This window comes from Mucilaginibacter sp. UYCu711 (genome assembly GCF_050433825.1).
Lineage (GTDB): Bacteria > Bacteroidota > Bacteroidia > Sphingobacteriales > Sphingobacteriaceae > Mucilaginibacter.
On the sequence record NZ_JBNPWM010000001.1, the window covers coordinates 188,555 to 207,818 of the forward strand.

Below are 19,264 nucleotides of genomic sequence, written 5' to 3' on the forward strand. Positions count from 1 at the left end.
AACAGAAAAGTCATGAATTTATTTGGATTAATAGAAGAAATAGAAAAAGCAGACCCTGAGTTTCAGGACAGGATCAGCCCACGTCGCGACGCGATAAAAAACATAACAAGCTTTGGATCGAAAGTAGCAGTAGCCGCTTTACCATTTGCTTTTAGCACCTTGTTTAAAAAGGCTTATGGCCAAACAGCTACACCAACTGTAAACGATGTATTAAACTACGCTTTAAAACTGGAATACCTTGAAGCAGCTTTTTATAATGCGGGTGTAGCTTCAAGTTTAGGCTTTTCAGCAGCCGAAAAATCTTACCTGGTAACTATACAGGGACATGAAAATGCGCACGTTGCATTTTTAAAAAGTGTTTTAGGATCAGCTGCTGTGGCGCAAAATACGCAAGGGAATAACGGCACGTATGATTTTACTGCCGGTGGTACCTTCCCAACTGTATTAAGCAATGTTGATACTTATTTTGCAGTAGCGCAAGCTTTTGAAGATACCGGGGTACGTGCCTATAAGGGCCAGGCCGGCTTTTTAGCAGGTAATCAAGTAGTATTAACCGCTGCGTTGGATATTCATTCGGTTGAGGCGCGTCACGCATCGGCAATACGCCAGATCCGCAGATCAAGAGGTGCAACTACTACCAAACCATGGATAAGTGGTGCAAATGATACCGGTATAGCTGCAGTAAATGGCAACTATGCGGGCGAGGATAACCTGGTACAAGGTGGCGTAACTATAACCACTTTAGCCGGTGTTAACGGAAACGTCGCAACTTTAGCTGCGACCGAAAGCTTTGATGAACCTTTAACTTCTGCACAGGTAGTTGCGTTGGTAGCTCCTTTTGGTGTGAAGTAATTAATATTAAATATCTATGTTTTAAAAACGCCCTTACTTTTGTTGGGGCGTTTTTTTAATAATTTATTACCTGCTCTTCTAATTGTGCAGGCACATCGCGCCACTCGTATTTTTGGTTACGCAGCTGGGGTTCAAAACCGGCAGCTATTATAGAATCCTGGATACCTTTGGCAGTAAACCTATGCGGTGCGCCTGCGGCAGATACTACATTTTCCTCGATCATTATCGAACCAAAATCATTAGCACCGGCATTTAAGCAGATCTGGGCAACTTGTTTGCCTACAGTTAGCCATGAGGCTTGTATGTTTTTAATATTTGGCAGCATGATGCGGCTTAAGGCTATCATACGGATATACTCGTCGCCGGTTACATTGTTGGTTATGCCGCGCACCTTGCGTAACAACGTGCCGTCATCCTGGAACGGCCAGGGGATAAAAGCAATAAAGCCATAGTTTCCCTCAGGTTTTTCGGCTTGTACCTCGCGGATCCAAACCAGGTGCTCAAAACGCTCCTCGATAGTCTCCACATGGCCAAACATCATGGTAGCCGAACTTGGCAGGTTTAACTGGTGAGCCGCACGCATCACATCCAGCCACTCTTTACCGCCGCACTTGCCTTTTGATATCAGCCGGCGTACACGGTCGTTTAAAATTTCTGCACCTGCACCGGGTAATGAGTCAAGGCCCGATTCCTTCATAGCCCTTAACACATCAATATGGCTCATGTTCTCCAGCTTGGCAACGTGCGCAATCTCAGGCGGGCCTAACGAGTGTAGTTTAAGGGTAGGGTATAGCTCTTTTAGTTTGCTGAACAGGTCTGTATAAAAACTCAATCCCAGATCAGGGTGGTGGCCGCCTTGCAGTAAAAGCTGGTCGCCGCCCAGGCGGAAGGTTTCTTCTATCTTTTGTTTATAAGTCTCAATATCGGTAATGTAGCTATCCTCGTGGCCAGGGCGGCGGAAGAAATTGCAAAACTTGCAATTAGCTATACAAACATTGGTGGTATTAACATTACGATCTATCTGCCAGGTTACTTTACCGTGTGGCACTTGCTTTTTACGCAGCTCGTTAGCTACGTACATCAGGTCGGCGGTTGATGCATTATGATGCAGGTAAACACCTTCCTCGATACTTAAAAATTCAAACCGCGAAGCACGCTGTAACAGATCGGCAGTATTCATGCAACAAATATAAGGATATTGTAGGTAACGATTGGTTGTTGGATATCTGTAGGGTGTAAAAAAAAGTACTGCTAAGCGTTTACCTGTCAGCGTGGACTCACCCCGCGACTCTTCGAGCGCTGCCCTCTCTTCCTCAAGCGGGAAAGAGGGCAAAAGTTCGATAGTAAAAACCACCCTCTCTCCCGCTTGCGGAAGAGAGGGTGGTCCAGCGAAGCGTAGACCGGGTGAGTCTACGCGACAGGCTAAACGATATCACTCTTTCACAAACTCCAGCAGATCTCCCGGCTGGCAATCCAATGCATTACATATCGACTCCAGCGTACTAAACCGGATAGCTTTTGCTTTGCCGGTTTTAAGAATGGAGAGGTTAGCCAGCGTCAGATCTACTTTTTCCGATAGCTCATTTAACGACATTTTTCGCTTTGCCATCATTACATCTAAATTTACAATGATAGCCATGATTATACGGTTAAGTCGTTTTCTGTTTGAAGTTCTATGCCGCGTTTAAATATCTGTGCAATTATAAACACCAAACCTGCAACAAATATATGGCCACCTGCATCTACCTTCATTTCAATTATGCCTGTTACACTTAATACATAATGTGCGTGTAAATCATTAAGGCCGGCAAGCAGTCCTACTACTACTAATATATAACTGATCTGCTCAATTATTGCCGTTATTTCAAGTGTAAAAGGGTTTGCAAGTTTTACCTTCGATAGCGTTTTAATCACCAGGAAACACAAAAATGCTCTTGAAGTTGATAATGCGATGTCAAAGAAAACGGATACAGTGTAATGAAAACCACTAAACTGCTTCAAGTGGTATAAATTCCACCCCCTATACAGGTTTTTAGCGGCATCCGGGTTAAAATAACTTATACCATAGCAAACCAGCACTGCGCCGGCTTCTATCATCAGGCCGATGAACGCTATCCACGCCAGTACGTTCATTACTTTAAGAATTTGTTCGGTTCTTGTTTTCATATTTTGTTTATTGATTTTAGCTAAATAAAAATCAAATATCAATAATATTTTATTGATAAACAATAAATATAAAAAAAATATTTATATCCGTGTGATTAAGCGAAGCGATGACAGGGGCAAATCCCGACGCTTGTTATTTGGTAATTGTGTCTTCCAATGGAAGCGTAAACCAAAAAGTACTGCCCTTACCTGGCTCACTCTCGGCCCAAATTTCGCCGTTATGCCGGGTTATTATCTCTTCAGAAAGAAAAAGGCCAATACCTAAGCCTGATATGTTTGGACTACCTTCCTCCACGCGATAAAACCGTGAGAATATTTGTTTCAATTTTTCCGGTGGAATACCTACGCCAAAATCTCGGACACCTACTTTAATGTTATTTTTTTCACGCCTGAGTGATATAATGATCTGGTTAGAACCGGGTGCGTAACGGATGGCATTGGTAAGCAGGTTATTAATCACCTGCTCAATCCGGTGTGCGTCGCCGTTAACATATAATTCTGAGATGTCGGTTTCAAGGGTAATTTTGTGTTTGTTATTGCCATGTGCAAAAAGTTCGATCACGTTTTCAATAACCTGGCGAATATCAAAGCGCTCTATGTTAAACCGCAATTTTCCGGCTTCAATACTCGATACATCCAGCAAGTCTGATACCAATGCGTTCAACTTTTTAACCTGGAGAATGGTTTTGGCTACAAACCGCTTACCTTTTTCATCGGTTACAATAGTACCCAATAACTGCAGGTAACCGCTGATGCTGGTTAAGGGTGTTTTAAGTTCATGACTGGCCAATCCTATAAATTCGTCTTTTTTGTCATTAAGCGCTTTAACCTGCTCAAATAGCCGGGCTTTTTCTTCCTGAGCGTTTATGTGTTCGCTAATGTCGCGTGCTATTTTTGATGCACCAATGACCTTGCCGTTATCATCAATAATAGGAGATACAGAAAGCGACAGTGAGATTTGCCGGCCATCCTTAGCCTGGCGAACAGTTTGAAAATGATCTACTTTTCGGCCATTAGTGATCTCGCCGATGATAAAAGATTCTTCCTGGAGCCGTTCCGGAGGGATAATTGTTGAAATATGCTTACCGACGATCTCTTGCTCTGTATAGCCAAACATTTTTTCGGCTGCTTTATTCCAACTGGTTATAATACCTTCAAGCGTTTTACTCAGGATGGTATCGTCCGAGCTATCGACGATAGCAGCCAGCATACCCTGTTTCTCATTGTTTTGTTTATAGATACTGATATCGCGTGCTATTTTAGAAGCTCCAATCACCCTGCCCGAAGGGTCGGTAATTGGTGAAACGGTAACTGATATGGGAATAAGACTGCCGTTCTTCGCCATCCTCATGGTTTCAAAATGGTCTATTTTATTACCTTTTGAGATGTTACCAATTATGACATCTTCTTCACTAAGTCTATCGGGCGGAATGATGAGCGAAATATGCTTACCCACGGCTTCTGCTTCGGTATAGCCAAACATACGCTCGGCCGCCGGGTTCCAACTATTAATAATGCCATCGAGCGTTTTACTAATAATGGCGTCATCAGAAGTAGCTATAATAGAGGCAAGTATGGCCTGCTTTTGGTCTGTTAAACTGATATGATCTGACAACGGAGGAGATTGGCTGGGCATGTTTTTATCCATTAAACAAATAAACCATTAATATTTCATTTTGTTGTAAAAATGCTTTTTAGTGTTATCAAGATTAAATATTTAATAATTTGAGCTTATACGTTTATCGTTCAAAAAATGGTACAATCTAACTAAATCACACAACCTTTCTCCAACTTTAAAACTTTATCCACACTCTCCGGTATCTCGTGCTGATAATGCGTAACATATATTAATGTTACCTTACTCAGGCTGCAAATAGTATCAACCAAATTTTTAAAATGCTGCTGTTGGTGAGTGTCCATCCCCTGGCAGGGTTCGTCAAATATCAGCAGGGGTGGGTTCTTTATTAATGCCCGGGCCAGCAGGCAAAGGCGCTGTGCGCTGGCGGGTATGTTTTTTAATAAGGTGCGGGCATATTGATCTATCTCCAGGGCCTTCATCCAGCGCAGCGCGGTTTCGGCTTTTTGTTTATTGCTGGGTCTGAATAAACCTAAAGTATCATAATAACCCGACTCGATCACCTGCAAACAACTATTATCGGTAGGGAAATACTGGTGCAGCTCGGGCGATACAAAACCTATCTTTTTTTTAATATCCCAGATGCTTTCGCCGGTGCCGCGTTGTTTGTCAAATAAAATCATGTCGTTGGCATATGCCTGCGGGTTATCGCCGTTTATTAAGCTTAACAGGGTTGATTTACCCGCCCCGTTACGGCCAAGCAATGCCCAGCGGTCGCCGGCGCTTACCTCCCAGTCTACATCATTTAAAATCACATTGTCGCCATATTTAACATGCACTTTATTCATGCTGATGATATGCCGATAGGTCTCAGCCTCATGGGTATTTAACAGCGATCTTAGCTCGGCCCTATCTATCACATCATCGTCATGCGGAGCAACCAGTTCAGGTTTAAAATCAGCTTTGCTAAACGTATTTATGATGGCGCCCTTTTTTAATACAGCTATGTTGGTTATCGCATCCGGTATTTCATAAGGCGATGTAGCCATGACAATGGAAATTCCGGACGCAGTTATCTCCTTAATTATCGCATTAAACTCCTGCCGCGTTTGCACATCAAGGCCGGTTAGCGGGCTATCCAGCAACAACAATGCAGGGTTCTTTAACAAGGCGGCAGCTATCCTTAACCTTTTGGTTTCGCCGTTTGATAGTTTGATGAGTTGCTTATGGCTTAGCCTGTCCAGCTTTAGCGTGGTAATGATCTTATCAAAATGCCAGTACAAGTTTGGCTGCGACGCCGGTTTTATGGTATGCAGGTACTGGGCAACTGTTAGGGCATCCTCGCTATCCATCGAGTTATAGCGTTGCTGGTAATAAAAATCGCCGGTATTGCTCAGGTTCTTAAAATGATGTTTAGCCTCAACCATGGCCACCAGTTTATGATGCGTTAGGTGTTCAGGGCTGCCGGGATGTTGTTGCAGGTAATCTTCAAAAAAATGATAACGAACCTCGCCGCCGGTTACATTAAAATTACCGGCAATGGTTTGCAGCAAAGCGCTTTTGCCCGATCCGCTTTCGCCAACCAGCGCCCAGTTCTTACCTTTATTTATAGTGAAGGTTAAATTGCTAAATAATAATCCATTTACAGACCGTACGGTAATTTGCCGCGCAGAAAAAACAGGAGGTGCCATAGGCGGTAAAAATAAATATATACCGGGCAATAATTCGGCTAATTTCTAAATAAAGGATAGGGTGTACCCATTGCTATACATTATGCAGCGCACAGCCAAGGTAATACTAAGCTAATTTTAAAGTTTAAACGATAGGCTTAGTTATTGTATGTAAAACAGAAATAATTTAAACCATGAAAAAATTAAACATTTCTCTAATCCTTTTGGCAATGATTGCCCTAAGTGGCTGCTCTGTTATAACAGGTATTTTTAAAGCCGGTGTTTTTGTAGGCATATTGGCTATAGTAGTTGTGGTTGCTGTAATTATATGGCTGTTCTCGATGTTTACAGGTGGTGGAAAATAAATTAGTTTAAAGTTAATTTTTGGCCCGCTTTTGGTTATATCAAGTTACATAAATACCAATAAAAATGGAAAACAATAAAGCAACAATCGAAACTTTGAACGACCTGGTTCAAATTAACAACGACCGTATTAAAGGGTACGAAAATGCCGTTAAAGAAACTGAAGACGCAGAATTGGTATCTGTTTTTAATAACAAGATACTGGAGAGCCAGCAGTTTAGATCAACCCTGACAGAAGAAGTACAGGTTTTGGGTGCCGATGGCGATACCAGCACCAGCGTAAGCGGTACTATACACCGTACCTGGTTAGAGCTTAAGGCCAAATTTACCGGTCATAGCAGCCACAGTATTTTAGAGGATTGCGAGTTTGGCGAGGATGCGATTAAAAAAGCTTACCAATCAGCTTTAGACGGAGAGCATTTGCCGGCTTATATAAGGGATATATTGAACGATCAAAAAATGATCCTTGATCAATCACATGATGAGATCAAAGCCCTGCGCGATTCAGTAGCGAATTAATTTCAAGAAACACTATTAAACAAAAAAAGCCTCCACGGTAAACCGGGAGGCTTTTTTGTTGTAACTAAAAGAATTACATTTTTTTAGCTGTATCAACTTTAGCAGTGTCAACTTTAGCAGTATCAACAACTGTAGTGTCAGTTTTAACTGAATCAGTTTTTACTGAATCTGTAGTAGCAGTGCTTGAACCTTTGCAAGCAACGAAAGCAGAAACAACTAATGCTAATGCTGCGATTTTGAATGAATTTTTCATGTTAAAATTTTTTAAAGTGACTATATAGTTTTGATATTAATACAATAAACAACAAAAGGTAACCCACTATTTGTAAAATAATGTGCTACCCTTTGCTAAAAAACTAATAATCAAGTATAAAAAGTGAAAAATTTATTTTTTAACCGAATCTTTTTTAACGCTTGTTGTTACCGTAGTAGTGTCTTTATGCGTCGAATCGCCCACAATTGTGGTGTCTTTTTTAACTGAATCAACTTGTTTAACAGTTGTGCTGCCTCCGCAAGAAGCAAATGAGGTAATGGCCAAAGCTATGGCGGCAATCTTCAATAAATTTTTCATGATGTAAATGTTTAAATGGTTTGTATAGTTTAATACGATAAATACCGAAAGGTAACCCTATGTATAACTGCATGAAAAATTTACCAACAAAAAAGGGAGCCACTGTATACACAATGGCTCCCTTAAAAAAAACTAAATAATCGACTTTAAAATTTTAACAAAGACTACATCTTTTTAGTAGTATCTTTTTTAGTAGTGTCTTTTTTCGCAGTGTCAACTTTAACAGTAGTATCAGTTTTTACTGAATCAGTTTTTACTGAATCTGTAGTGGTAGTTGATTTGCCTTTGCAAGCAACGAAAGAAGCCATAACTAAAGCGATAGCTGCAATTTTGAATGAATTTTTCATCTTGTTTTTGGTTTTAAAGTGAGTATTAACTAACAGCAATCTAAATAGGTTGCAATTTTTCAATGTTAGCTAATAGTTTTTAACGCCACATTAGAACGAGATTAGAATTAGATTAGAAAAACAAAGGCGCGCCAATTAGTCCGCCTTTGCGAATAAATATCAGATAGCCCCTTAAGGTTTTTTATGCACCTCGGTAGTTTTGGTTTTAACCTCAGTTTTTTGTGTGCTTATAGTAGTGTCTTTCCTTAAAGAGTCGGGCATCATGGTGTTGGTGTCTTTCAAAGTGGTATCAGTGTTGGTGACAACTGTAGATGAATCAGTTTTTACGGAATCGACAGTCGAGGTGTTCTTGCCCTTGCAGGCTGCAAATGATGCAGTGACAACTAAAGCTAAAAGGCCGTTTTTTAATGTGCTTTTCATGGTTATTCGTTTTAATTTAAAGTAGCGGTTAAAATATATGATAACCCCTATACATTAAACATGCCAAATAATTTATAAGCGGTATTTAACTGTTTGCAAACTAAAAGGTTAATGGGTTGATGCGCGCCTGGCAGATTTTTTAGGGCGCTAACCGCGATTTTTATTTTAATTTAGATTTTTATTACCGGTATTGGGTTACCATTTGGTATAAATAGTATTAAGTAATGTATATAACTTGTGAATAAACACTTAAAAGATTCAGCGCCAACAGACAGCGAGGTTATTCTTGGGATACTAAATAATTCGGAAAGCGCTTTAAAACGATTGTATACGGCTTACTTCCCGATGGTATTACAGCTAATCATCAACAACAATGGCAACGAGGACGATGCAAAGGATATTTACCAGGAAGCTATAATAGTTCTTTATAATAAGGTTAAGGCCGGCGATTTTGAGTTAAGCAGTAAACTTAAAACTTACATTTATTCTATCTGCCGCAGGCTTTGGTTAAAAAGACTGAGCCAGCTTAACCGTTATGGTGGTGATATAAGAGATTTCCAGGAGTTTTTGCCGATTGAGGAAGAAGATGAGGAACAACATAACGACCGTAACATACAGTTTACTAAAATGGAAGGCGCGCTTAAATTATTGGGTGAGCCCTGCAAAACCATAATGGAAGACTTTTACATTAACAATAAATCAATGCAGGATATCTGCGAACGTTTTGGCTATACTAATGCAGACAACGCCAAAACACAAAAATATAAATGCCTGCAAAGGCTGAAAAAATTATTTTTTCAGCAGAAATAAGGAGGAGTAAGATATGAGTGAAAATCAACTTTTAGAAACAATTGAACGTTACCTTAACGGCGAAATGAAAGCCGATGAGCGTAAGAAATTTGAATTGCTGCGTAAAGAAGATGCCGAGCTGGACAGTAAAGTTGTTGAACATAAATTTTTCACCAACCTGCTTAAGCAATATGGCGAGCGTGTTGAGCTGGAGAGCCGTTTAGATGCTATCCATGATGAGATTGATGTGCATACACTTAAAGAGAGCCTGATGATTCACCCCGTGTGGATCGTACAAATGTGGCGCAACCATCATTCAAAAATATCTGTAGCGGCATCGGTAGCTATATTTGGTATTTTAACCTTTATGCTGGTTACCGGTAAATTTAACAGCGATAGCAATATAGAGCAGTTAAAGAGCGAGGTTAACCTGTTGCATAAATCTACCAATAGCGCTATCAAATCTATAAATGACATTAAATCGGGTAAAGGCGCTCCGGCTGTTGAAAGATATAGCGCCACAGGTACCGGTTTTGCCATCACATCTGATGGGTTAATTGCCACTAACTACCATGTTGTGCGCGACGCTTCTGCTGTATCGTTACAAAATGCTGATGGTATTACTTTTAAAGCTGATGTGATATACACTGAGCCGGAGCATGATATCGCTATCTTAAAAATAACTGATAGTACTTTCAAGCACTTGCCTACAGTACCATACACTTTTAAAAGAGCCGAAGGAAGTATAGCCGAGCAGATCTCGACGTATGGTTATCCTGAGGGTATAGAGAATTATAACCAAGGTTACTTATCATCACTATACGGACAAAACGGTGATACCTTACATTATAAAATTAGCATGGCCATTAACCCGGGTAATAGCGGCGGCCCGTTATGGGATAGCAGAGGCAACGTAATTGGTATTACCGATTCAAAACAATCAACGTTTGAGGGCGTGCACTTCGCTATCAAAACAAAATACTTATTGGATGCTATCAAAAACATCCCTGCTGATTCTTTAGATAACAAAATTGTTTTAAGTAAAAAGAATATGCTAACTGGTTTAACCGAAGCGCAGAAAACAGCGAAAGTTAAGAACTTTGTATTTATGGTTAAGGTTTATAATCAATAAATACACCATTTACCTATGAACGGGAAAAGGCGCTTTTATAGCGCCTTTCTTGTATATAAATAATTTTAATAATTGTCATTTAAACGATTGAGAGAAGAAAAACTTACCTATCCACTTCCCCCAAAACAATATCGATTGAACCAAAGATAGCTATCAGGTCAGCGATCATAACACCTTTCGAAATTTCTGGCAGTACCGATAAATTATTAAAACTTGGTGCACGCACCTTGGCGCGAAACGGCACTTCCGATCGTGGATCGGTATGCATAAAGTAAAAGCCAAGCTCGCCTTTGGCGCCTTCGCATCTTACATAATAATCTTGTGGTTTTGGGGTGAGCTTGCGGGGTAGTTTAGCACGCGGATCAAAATCCGGGGTGCGCTTTAACTCCTTTTGCAGGCGGTCAAGACATTGCTCCATAATGCGTAAGGATTGTTCTATTTCGTCTATACGCACTTTATAGCGGTCCCAGCAATCGCCTACGGTACCCATCTGACCTGTTCCTATCGGGATCTCAAAATCAAGTTCAGAGTAAACAGAATAACCGTCAATACGGCGCAGATCCCATTTTAAACCTGAGCCACGCAGCATAGGGCCCGAGCAGCCATAGCTAATGGCTACATCGCGGGGCAATACACCAACATTTGCTGTGCGACTGATAAAGATCTGGTTATCAGTTAAAAGCTGGTTAAGCTGTACCATTTTGGGCCTGAAGTAATCAATGAACTCACGGCAGCGCTCTTCAAAACCTACCGGCAGGTCATAAAACAAACCACCTACCCAAATATAGTTATACAACATGCGCGAGCCTGATGCCCATTCCAGCATGCCCATAATATGCTCACGGTCCTTAAATAACCACAGGAAAGGGGTGAAGGCCCCGATATCAATACCGTAAGTACCCACCGCTATCAGGTGCGATGCGATGCGGTTCATCTCGCAAACCAGCACGCGGATATATTCGACACGTTTGGGGATATCTTTATCAATGCCCAACATCCGTTCGACACCCATTACCCAGGCGTGGCTGTTATTCATTGATGCCAGGTAATCTAACCTGTCGGTAAACGGAATAGTTTGCTGATAGGTTAGTGCCTCGGCATGTTTCTCGAAACAACGGTGCAGGTAACCCATATGCGGGATAACTTCTTTAACTATCTCGCCGTCTGTTATCAGCTCCAATCGTAAAACCCCGTGTGTCGACGGGTGCTGCGGCCCCATGTTAAGCACCATGTCCTCAACGGATGCTGCAACTATTTTTTGATTGTAGTTTATTATCGACTGGTTGTATTTGGCAGCCAGTGGCTTGAAATTGGGATATTCTATTTTTATATTCGGGTCTGTTGGCGCCGGGGGATAGCCGATCTCTATACCTTTATAATAATGGGCGGCTTTATAATCCTTTCTTAAGGGGAAACCTTCCCAATCATCAGGCAATAAAATACGGCGAAGGTCGGGATGTCCTTCAAAAAATATACCTGTCAGGTCATAAGCTTCACGCTCATGCCAGTCGGCAGTTTTATAAACTGATGTCAGGCTTTTAAACGTTGGCAGTTCATCGCCATCGCGGTTGTTTTCCTGAGTAACTTTAAGCGTAAGCTGTAACTTATAAGGGATGGAAGCTAATTGATAAACCACACCAAACTTGCCTGCCTCAACACCATAATCAATCCCGGTAAGGCAGGAAAGAAAATCAAAGTATGTTTTTGGATTATTGCGTAACTCCAAACATACGGCATCAATCCGGTCGGGGTCAATCAGCAGCGCAGGCTGCAGGCCGGTAAGTTCCTCGCCAACAATTATTTCGGCACCAAACTTCTCTGTAAGTAAAAGTTTAATATCCTCAAAAATCATGGGGCAAGGCGTACTTTTTTCCAGTTTTTGTTATCGATCTTTTTATAAGCGATACGGTCATGCAGGCGGCTTGGCCGTCCCTGCCAAAACTCTATCAAGCGTGGCTTTAAAATATAACCGCCCCAAAAAGATGGTTTTGGTATTTCGTTATCGCCATACTCGGCTTCCAGCTGGCTCATTTTAGCCTCCAGTTGTTCACGGTTAGGGACCTCCTGGCTTTGCGGCGATGCTAAAGCACCTATCTGGCTTAGTTTAGGCCGCGATTGAAAGTATTTTTCAGATTGCTCTTTGCTCAATTTCTCTATAGTGCCTTCAATACGCACCTGCCTTTCCAGCTCTCCCCAAAAAAATACAATTGCAGCATTTGGGTTCTTGGTCAGCTCTTTTCCTTTACGGCTTAGGTAGTTGGTGTAAAAAGCAAAACCATTCATGTCAAAACCCTTTAGCAAAACTATACGGGCAGACGGGCGGCCATCAGGAGTGGCGGTGGCCAGTGTCATGGCGTTCGGTTCAGGTATTTCGGCTGCAACAGTCTCATTAAACCATATATCAAACTGTTTTATCGGGTTTACATTTATGCTGGTTTCTGATAAAGTTGCAGCGCTGTAATCCTGTCTTAAATTCTGTAATTCTTCTTTATTCATTTACTGCAAACTTACAAATTAATTATACCGTAAATAGTTAATATTGTATACATGCCGAACATATTTTACGTTACCTTGTTAATTTAGTCGTAATATAAAAATAAGCCTATGCTAAATACTATCACAGCCGCCGCTGGGCGCTTGTTAATTTCGGAACCATTTATGCTGGATCCAAACTTTAAAAGATCAGTTATTATATTGACAGAATATGCCGAGAGCGGCGCCATGGGCTTTATTTTAAATCATCAAAGCGAGTATTTGCTGGGGGATGTTTTGCCCGATACTTCCTACTCTGAAATCCCGGTTTATATTGGCGGGCCGGTTGCTGCCAATACCCTGCACTTTATACATTGCGTACCTGATAAAATTGAAGGCGGCATTGAAATTTGCGATGGTATATTTTGGGGCGGCGATTTTGAAATTATAAAAGAATTGATATCAAGTTATCAACTAAACCAAACTGAAATAAAATTTTTTATGGGCTACTCGGGCTGGACCCCAAGCCAGCTAGACGAAGAGCTAAAAGAAAATAGCTGGATAATTGCAGAGAAGTGTAGCGCGGATACTCTTTTTAACGTTTCAGAAGAAAATATGTGGAAGGAAGTAGTGATAAGCCTGGGCAGCAGGTATGCTCACATTGCTAATTTCCCTGAAAACCCACAATTGAATTAAGGAATCAGTAGTTTTAAATTAAAGAACTCGTATCATGATAGTTAAGAAAATAGCTGTATTTATACTAATTGCCGGCTTTTTTAGCTGCCATAAAGCCCAGCAACAAGCTGCTTGTGGTACCCAAACATGTACTCTTGTTTTTGCGCAGATAGGTGTGCATTTTGCAGATTTTAATGGCAGCCCTGCATCGGTGCTAAATTTTAGTGCCATTAACCAGCGTACCAAACAAAGTACAGTACCGGCCAGCCCTACCGGTGGCCCCGCCGAACCAGGGTATTATATTGTTGCTGATGATAATGGAAAAAAAGATTTTTCGACCGAAGGCGATGATGTAGTAGTATCAGGAACCAGCCCGACTACAGGCCAAACCAAAACAGTAACTTATAAAATATCAGGTGGATGTAATTGCCATGTAGAGAAAATATCGGGCGAGACTACTATTGTGTTTAATTAGAGTGCTCAGGGTTGTACGCATTTAAAACTGTCCGTTTATGGGCTGTTTGTGTTATAACTCACTCAGGTCAATTTGATGGCGCATTAAAAATTCTCTCAATAATTTCATGCAATGTAGCGCCTAAGCAATATTTTACGTTTCAGCATAAAATCAAAGTATTATGTTCAAGAAATTAGGCGCCCTGTTATTAATTATCAACTGCATTAGCTGCCATAAAAGTAACCAACAAGCCTGTGGTACGCAGGTATGTACATACCTGTTTGCTATAATTACTGTGCATTTTGCAGATAGAAATGGCCAGGGCGTAAGCGTCCAAAATTATAGTGCCGTTAATCAACGTACGCACGAAAAATTACTTCCGACAGCTCAGTTAGATGCGTACCCGGGTACTTATGCTGTAGCAGATGATAATATGCGAAGCAAGTTTTCTAATGAAGGCGATGATGTAGTAGTATCAGGCACCAGCCCAACTACAGGCCAAACCAAAACAGTGACGTTAAAGATCTCGGGCGGTTGTAATTGCCATGTGAATAAAGAGTCCGGAGATAATACTGTGGTGTTTGATTAGTTGTTTGTTTTCATTTCCTCCGCCGATTCCTCAACTTTTTTCTTCAAAGCCTCTTTGTAGGCGATCAGGTTTTTAACTACAGCTTCATCAGCCGTTGATATGATCTGGGCTGCCAGGATCCCCGCATTTTTAGCAGCGTTTAAAGCTACAGTTGCAACCGGGATGCCGTTTGGCATTTGCAGGATAGAGAGGATAGAATCCCAGCCATCAATAGAATTGCTTGATTTAACCGGTACACCAATAACCGGCAAATGCGTTAACGATGCCACCATACCCGGCAAATGCGCCGCGCCGCCTGCACCCGCAATAATAACTTTCAAGCCACGACCGGCAGCCTCGCGGGCGTAAGTAAACATACGATCAGGCGTGCGGTGAGCCGATACTACCGTAATTTCATAGGCAACGCCTAATTCTGCTAATACGTCGGCAGCGTCCTGCATAACCGGTAGATCCGATTTGCTGCCCATTATTATTCCGATGATTGGTTGGTTCATATTTTATTTTCATTCTTATTGCGAGGAGCAACGGCGAAGCAATCGCGAACTATGCTAATCTTCTAATTTTCTCCTTAAGATTGCAATGCTACGCTCGCAACGACATAATTGTATAACTAACTAATAACTTTCAAAGTTTTTTGAACGAACCTCGCCGTTTCGATCGCTTTCGCCCTGTCGGCATCTACAATGGTAACATGCCCCATTTTTCTAAATGGCTTTGTTAATGCTTTGCCATATAAATGTACATATACGCCCGGGCATTTTAATATTTTTTCTATTCCCTGGTAAACGGCCGGGCCTTCAAAGCCGGGTTCGCCCAAAACGTTTATCATTACGGCATTGCTTAGGCAGGTGGTATCGCCTAACGGCTGGTTAAATATAGCGCGTAAATGCTGCTCGAACTGCGAAACTACATTCCCCTCAATACTTTGATGGCCGCTGTTATGCGGGCGTGGGGCAAGTTCGTTTACCAAGATCGTACCATCCTTAGTTAAAAACATCTCGACAGCCAGCAAGCCAACTATTTTAAGATCCTCGGCTATTTTTTTGGCGATACGTTCGGCCTCCTCCTGGATCTCTGCGGATAGGGTAGATGGAGATATCAGGAATTCAACCAAATTAACTTCGGGGTTAAATTCCATTTCGACCAACGGGAAAGTGCTAACCTGGCCGCTTTCGTTACGGGCCACAATTACACCTATTTCTTTTTCAAAATCAATTAAACGTTCTACTATGCTCGGCTCGGTAAAAGCGTTGGCCAGGTAACTTTTGTCAACCACTTTATAAACGCCGCGGCCGTCATAGCCATCACGCCTTAATTTTTGAATGTAGGGGTAAGGGAACTCAACTTGCTGCAGATCATTAACAGCTGTTATCAGCTTAAATTCGGCAGTAGGGATTCCATTCTCTTTGAAAAATTGCTTTTGCAAGCCCTTATCCTGTATCAGGCGAATAATTCTTGGCTGGGGATAAACTAATATCCCTTCTTTTTCGAGTTGCTCCAGCGCGTCTACATTTACCTTCTCAATCTCGATGGTAAGCAGATCAACCTTTTTGCCGAATTTATAAACGGTTTCATAATCGCCCAACGATCCAACCACAAATTCATCACATAGCTTGCGGCAGGGAGCCTCGTGGTCGGGGTCCAAAATTTTAACCGTTACGTTATAATTAATAGCTTGTTGTATCAGCATGCGGCCCAATTGTCCGCCGCCTAAAATGCCCAGTTTCAGATCTCCGTAAAATGCTTTCATTGATAATGCAAGTTTACCGTTAATCTTTCAAAAATTGATGAGGAATTTTGGGATTGTGCACATGATAGCGATGGGTTTAAAACCCGTCGCTATGATTTACGATTGCTTATTGTGTTTATCCGCTACCAAAACAACAGGCAATCCAATACATATTATCAATGCCAACACCCCTTTTATAATTGGAAGTGGATGAGCAGGGAACGTACCTATTTTACTTAGCGGAATTACCGCCAGGTTCATGATCATCCATGCAAAGGCACCATAAACAATAGCCACGATATATTTATTTTTTAACCCAGTCAGGAAGGCGGGATACCAAACATAAAACGCAGTGGTAAATAAATAGGCTGTCAAATAATGAAATACCACACCGGCAACAATCATTTCGGGCCCGCCTGCAAAGGCGGCTTTGCCAAACATGCCGCTGGCAATGTACCTGAAAATAACTTCGGGGCCAAGGTTTAAATTAAACATTATGGCCCAGGCCGCATCAAGTGTTCCGGTTACTAATCCTAACCAAAGGATGGTTTTTAAAGCGTTGTTGTAGAATGTTTTAGTTGGCATGTATCAAAAATATAATTTGATCAGCCATTTATCAACTGTTCGCCCTCTATCTTTTTTTGCAGCTCGATAATGGCGCCTATCAAAGCTTCAGGGCGTGGTGGGCAGCCTTGTACATAAACATCAACAGGTATAACCTTGTCGACACCTTTTACAACATGATAACCGTGTTGCCAGTAAGGGCCACCGCAATTGGAGCATGATCCCATGGAGATAACATAACGCGGCTCGGGCATTTGCTCGTACAGACGTTTAATGCGCTCGGCCATTTTAAAAGTTACGGTGCCGGCTATGATGATAACATCAGCCTGGCGTGCAGATGGACGCGGGAAAACACCTAATCTATCCAAATCATACGTAGAAGCGTACGACCCCATCATTTCGATAGCGCAGCAAGCTATACCAAAACCCATTGGCCAAAGCGATGATAGCCGCGACCAGTTTAGCAGATCGTTTAACTTGGTGACTATTACGCCGCCGCCCTCGCTGTTAATATAGTTACTCATCGGTTGATTTTTTAAAGGTAGGCTTAAACATAGGTTTGCGGATAGGAGCAGGCGCTGTTGTAGCAGCGGCTGGAGTAGCAATTGCAGCAGCTGTTGGTGTTGGCTCTAAAGCAAATTCTCTAATTTTAAAAACACTTTGTTCAATGTTTAACTGATCATATAATGATGCCGGGATATTGGTGTTTGTTACAGGTGTTTCGGGTTTGGGTTTTATCCAGTCCAAGTCGCCTTTGCACCATACATACACCAGGCCCAGTATCAATATCCCCAGGAAAATAAACATCTCTGCTAAAGAGAACCAGCCCCAGCGCGCGTCGGCAGCAATAATTTCGTGGTTCCCAAATACCGTTGCCCAAGGGAAAACGAACACCATCTCCACATCAAACAATAAAAATATAAGGGCAATTACATAGAAACGCGAGTTAAAAGGTAGCCAGGCATTGCCGGTTGGTTCTTCGCCGCACTCGTACGATGTTAGCTTTTCGGGTGTGGGGTTATGGGGGGCAATTAAGCGGTTTGCAAAAAACATCAGGCCCACCAGGATTATTCCTGTAATTAAAAAGATAAGTATCTTTCCAAATTCTGATATTTGCGAAACTTCAACCATGCCGGCAAATTTAATAAAACAAACAGATTTTGATGCTATAATTATTGGCGGTGGCGCGTGTGGGTTAATGTGTGCTGTGCAGGCCGGATTTTTAGGCAAGCGCACGCTGGTATTAGAAAAGAACGACAAGGTAGGCGCGAAGATATTGATAAGCGGAGGCGGGCGCTGTAATTATACTAACCTGTACGCATCATCAAAGCAATTTATATCTCAGAATGAGCATTTTAGTAAATCGGCTTTTGCGCAATGGACAGTTGATGATACCATCAGCTTTTTTGAAACCTATGGTATTGAAGGGAAGGAAAAAACATTGGGACAGCTATTCCCCACCAGTGATAAGGCACGCGATATTGTAAAAGTTTTTACTGATCTGTGTGATGACCTGGGGCAGGAGGTCCGCTGTGAGGCTGATGTTAAAAGTATTGAGCAAACCGCCAACGGTTTTGAAGTGATTTATGAAAAGCACGGACGCGAGGTGAAATTACAAACTTTTAAAGTTGTGATAACTGCCGGCGGCCTGCCTATACAAAAAATGGGTGCTACTGATTTTGGCTTGCGCACCGCCCGTAAATTCGATATGAAAATAGTGGACACGGCGCCCGCGTTGGTGCCGCTTACCATTACAGGCAAAGATCAACAATGGTATGAACAACTCTCGGGCAACAGTATTTTTTGCAGGGTTTGGAACGACAGGGCCAGTTTTGAAGAGAATATCCTGTTTACTCATTGGGGACTTAGCGGACCGGCGATATTACAGATCTCATCTTATTGGAAAGCAGGCGAGTTTATCTACATCGACCTATTGCCAAACGAAAATATTATTGAGCTTATAAATGAAGAGCGCGAAGTGAATGGCAAGAAGATATTACTGAATTTCTTATCGACCATATACACCCGCAAGTTTGCCGAAGCATTAGATGGTTATTTGCCGATAGAGAAGAACCTGGCATCGCTAAGCAAAGCCGACCTGGAAACAATAGCTGATCTTATCCATAACTTTAAAGTAAAGCCTGCCGGCGATAAGGGGTATGATAAGGCCGAGGTTATGCGTGGTGGCGTATCAACAGATGAACTTTCTTCAAAATCATTAGAAGCAAAAAAAATACCCGGCCTGTTTTTTGGCGGCGAGTGTGTTGATGTTACCGGCTGGCTGGGTGGCTATAATTTTCAATGGGCCTGGGCCAGCGGGTTTGTCATCGCACAGAACCTATAGATTTAATGGCTAAGCCGAATTCAAATTACACT

General features: G+C 41.9%; 25 protein-coding genes and 1 pseudogene. 9 read left to right on the plus strand and 17 right to left on the minus strand.

The genetic code is table 11. From position 1 onward, the window contains the following. Positions 1-12: 12 nt before the first annotated feature. A complete protein-coding gene (locus ABIB50_RS00890; protein WP_429376444.1) occupies positions 13-852 on the plus strand; it encodes a ferritin-like domain-containing protein in 840 nt (279 codons plus the stop codon). A 55-nt stretch (positions 853-907) separates the two neighbouring features. Here the strand turns inward: ABIB50_RS00890 and ABIB50_RS00895 are convergent, their stop codons facing one another. The 5 genes from ABIB50_RS00895 to ABIB50_RS00915 form a co-directional block, all read right to left on the minus strand. Further along, positions 908-2,032, minus strand: coding sequence for a CofH family radical SAM protein (locus ABIB50_RS00895; RefSeq protein ID WP_429376446.1), 1,125 nt, complete (start codon positions 2,030-2,032; stop codon positions 908-910). A gap of 252 nt (positions 2,033-2,284) precedes the next feature. Then, positions 2,285-2,491 carry a helix-turn-helix domain-containing protein gene (locus tag ABIB50_RS00900; protein ID WP_429376448.1) on the minus strand — a complete coding sequence of 69 codons (207 nt, stop codon included), beginning with the start codon at positions 2,489-2,491 and terminating at the stop codon, positions 2,285-2,287. Positions 2,492-2,493: 2 nt separating this feature from the next. Continuing rightward, on the minus strand, positions 2,494-3,018 hold the full coding sequence (locus ABIB50_RS00905; protein WP_429376450.1) for a DUF2975 domain-containing protein: 525 nt from the start codon (positions 3,016-3,018) through the stop codon (positions 2,494-2,496). Between the two features lie 133 nt (positions 3,019-3,151). Next, positions 3,152-4,666 carry a PAS domain-containing sensor histidine kinase gene (locus ABIB50_RS00910; RefSeq protein WP_429376452.1) on the minus strand — a complete coding sequence of 505 codons (1,515 nt, stop codon included), beginning with the start codon at positions 4,664-4,666 and terminating at the stop codon, positions 3,152-3,154. A gap of 119 nt (positions 4,667-4,785) precedes the next feature. Further along, complete coding sequence (locus ABIB50_RS00915) at positions 4,786-6,285, minus strand: ATP-binding cassette domain-containing protein (RefSeq protein ID WP_429376454.1); 1,500 nt, start codon at positions 6,283-6,285, stop codon at positions 4,786-4,788. Positions 6,286-6,458: 173 nt separating this feature from the next. Between ABIB50_RS00915 and ABIB50_RS00920 the strand changes: the two genes are divergently transcribed. Together ABIB50_RS00920 and ABIB50_RS00925 are read left to right on the plus strand one after the other, a co-directional pair. After that, a complete protein-coding gene (locus tag ABIB50_RS00920) occupies positions 6,459-6,629 on the plus strand; it encodes a hypothetical protein (protein ID WP_429376455.1) in 171 nt (56 codons plus the stop codon). 64 nt (positions 6,630-6,693) lie between these two features. Next, positions 6,694-7,146: a PA2169 family four-helix-bundle protein gene (locus ABIB50_RS00925; RefSeq protein ID WP_429376457.1), complete on the plus strand. Its 453-nt coding sequence runs from the start codon at positions 6,694-6,696 to the stop codon at positions 7,144-7,146. Between the two features lie 73 nt (positions 7,147-7,219). Here ABIB50_RS00925 and ABIB50_RS00930 read toward each other — a convergent pair whose 3' ends face one another. The 4 genes from ABIB50_RS00930 to ABIB50_RS00945 form a co-directional block, all read right to left on the minus strand. Next, positions 7,220-7,399, minus strand: a complete 180-nt coding sequence (locus ABIB50_RS00930; protein WP_429376459.1) for a hypothetical protein — start codon at positions 7,397-7,399, stop codon at positions 7,220-7,222. A 132-nt stretch (positions 7,400-7,531) separates the two neighbouring features. Then, the gene (locus tag ABIB50_RS00935; RefSeq protein WP_429376460.1) at positions 7,532-7,717 is read right to left on the minus strand and encodes a hypothetical protein; all 186 of its coding nucleotides are present in this window, start codon (positions 7,715-7,717) and stop codon (positions 7,532-7,534) included. A 164-nt stretch (positions 7,718-7,881) separates the two neighbouring features. Next, entirely contained in the window at positions 7,882-8,064 is a 183-nt protein-coding gene (locus ABIB50_RS00940) for a hypothetical protein (RefSeq protein WP_429376462.1), read from the minus strand. A gap of 171 nt (positions 8,065-8,235) precedes the next feature. After that, positions 8,236-8,484 carry a hypothetical protein gene (locus ABIB50_RS00945; protein ID WP_429376464.1) on the minus strand — a complete coding sequence of 83 codons (249 nt, stop codon included), beginning with the start codon at positions 8,482-8,484 and terminating at the stop codon, positions 8,236-8,238. A 237-nt stretch (positions 8,485-8,721) separates the two neighbouring features. Here ABIB50_RS00945 and ABIB50_RS00950 point away from each other — a divergent pair, with 237 nt between their 5' ends. Together ABIB50_RS00950 and ABIB50_RS00955 are read left to right on the plus strand one after the other, a co-directional pair. Further along, positions 8,722-9,294 (plus strand): RNA polymerase sigma factor, encoded by a 573-nt coding sequence (locus ABIB50_RS00950; protein WP_429376465.1) that lies wholly within the window; start codon positions 8,722-8,724, stop codon positions 9,292-9,294. A 13-nt stretch (positions 9,295-9,307) separates the two neighbouring features. Next, a complete protein-coding gene (locus ABIB50_RS00955) occupies positions 9,308-10,405 on the plus strand; it encodes a S1C family serine protease (RefSeq protein ID WP_429376466.1) in 1,098 nt (365 codons plus the stop codon). 103 nt (positions 10,406-10,508) lie between these two features. On the opposite strand, the gene ABIB50_RS00960 is transcribed toward ABIB50_RS00955, so the two are convergent. From ABIB50_RS00960 to pdxH, 3 genes and pseudogenes are all read right to left on the minus strand, one after another. Further along, positions 10,509-11,636, minus strand: a complete 1,128-nt coding sequence (locus ABIB50_RS00960) for an NADH-quinone oxidoreductase subunit D (protein ID WP_429377452.1) — start codon at positions 11,634-11,636, stop codon at positions 10,509-10,511. A 159-nt stretch (positions 11,637-11,795) separates the two neighbouring features. Next, a pseudogene (locus ABIB50_RS00965) lies at positions 11,796-12,257 on the minus strand (NADH-quinone oxidoreductase subunit C); the annotation flags it as partial. Then, positions 12,254-12,901 (minus strand): pyridoxamine 5'-phosphate oxidase, encoded by a 648-nt coding sequence (gene pdxH, locus ABIB50_RS00970; RefSeq protein ID WP_429376468.1) that lies wholly within the window; start codon positions 12,899-12,901, stop codon positions 12,254-12,256. The gene pdxH and the pseudogene ABIB50_RS00965, both read right to left, overlap by 4 nt. A 108-nt stretch (positions 12,902-13,009) precedes the next feature. Here pdxH and ABIB50_RS00975 point away from each other — a divergent pair, with 108 nt between their 5' ends. From ABIB50_RS00975 to ABIB50_RS00985, 3 genes are all read left to right on the plus strand, one after another. Then, entirely contained in the window at positions 13,010-13,573 is a 564-nt protein-coding gene (locus tag ABIB50_RS00975; protein WP_429376469.1) for a YqgE/AlgH family protein, read from the plus strand. A gap of 34 nt (positions 13,574-13,607) precedes the next feature. Further along, on the plus strand, positions 13,608-14,027 hold the full coding sequence (locus tag ABIB50_RS00980) for a hypothetical protein (protein WP_429376471.1): 420 nt from the start codon (positions 13,608-13,610) through the stop codon (positions 14,025-14,027). A 160-nt stretch (positions 14,028-14,187) separates the two neighbouring features. Further along, positions 14,188-14,595, plus strand: coding sequence for a hypothetical protein (locus ABIB50_RS00985; protein WP_429376473.1), 408 nt, complete (start codon positions 14,188-14,190; stop codon positions 14,593-14,595). Here the strand turns inward: ABIB50_RS00985 and purE are convergent. From purE to ABIB50_RS01010, 5 genes are all read right to left on the minus strand, one after another. Then, positions 14,592-15,089, minus strand: coding sequence for a 5-(carboxyamino)imidazole ribonucleotide mutase (gene purE / locus ABIB50_RS00990; protein ID WP_429376475.1), 498 nt, complete (start codon positions 15,087-15,089; stop codon positions 14,592-14,594). The two genes, ABIB50_RS00985 and purE, sit on opposite strands and share 4 nt — an antisense overlap. Before the next feature lie 116 nt (positions 15,090-15,205). After that, entirely contained in the window at positions 15,206-16,345 is a 1,140-nt protein-coding gene (locus tag ABIB50_RS00995; protein ID WP_429376477.1) for a 5-(carboxyamino)imidazole ribonucleotide synthase, read from the minus strand. A gap of 96 nt (positions 16,346-16,441) precedes the next feature. Then, complete coding sequence (locus tag ABIB50_RS01000) at positions 16,442-16,909, minus strand: hypothetical protein (RefSeq protein ID WP_429376478.1); 468 nt, start codon at positions 16,907-16,909, stop codon at positions 16,442-16,444. 20 nt (positions 16,910-16,929) lie between these two features. After that, a complete protein-coding gene (locus tag ABIB50_RS01005; protein ID WP_429376480.1) occupies positions 16,930-17,412 on the minus strand; it encodes an NADH-quinone oxidoreductase subunit B in 483 nt (160 codons plus the stop codon). Beyond that, complete coding sequence (locus tag ABIB50_RS01010) at positions 17,405-18,019, minus strand: NADH-quinone oxidoreductase subunit A (RefSeq protein ID WP_429376481.1); 615 nt, start codon at positions 18,017-18,019, stop codon at positions 17,405-17,407. The genes ABIB50_RS01005 and ABIB50_RS01010 overlap by 8 nt, the downstream gene beginning before the upstream one ends. Here ABIB50_RS01010 and ABIB50_RS01015 point away from each other — a divergent pair. After that, a complete protein-coding gene (locus tag ABIB50_RS01015; protein ID WP_429376483.1) occupies positions 18,018-19,232 on the plus strand; it encodes an NAD(P)/FAD-dependent oxidoreductase in 1,215 nt (404 codons plus the stop codon). The two genes, ABIB50_RS01010 and ABIB50_RS01015, sit on opposite strands and share 2 nt — an antisense overlap. Positions 19,233-19,264 lie beyond the last annotated feature (32 nt).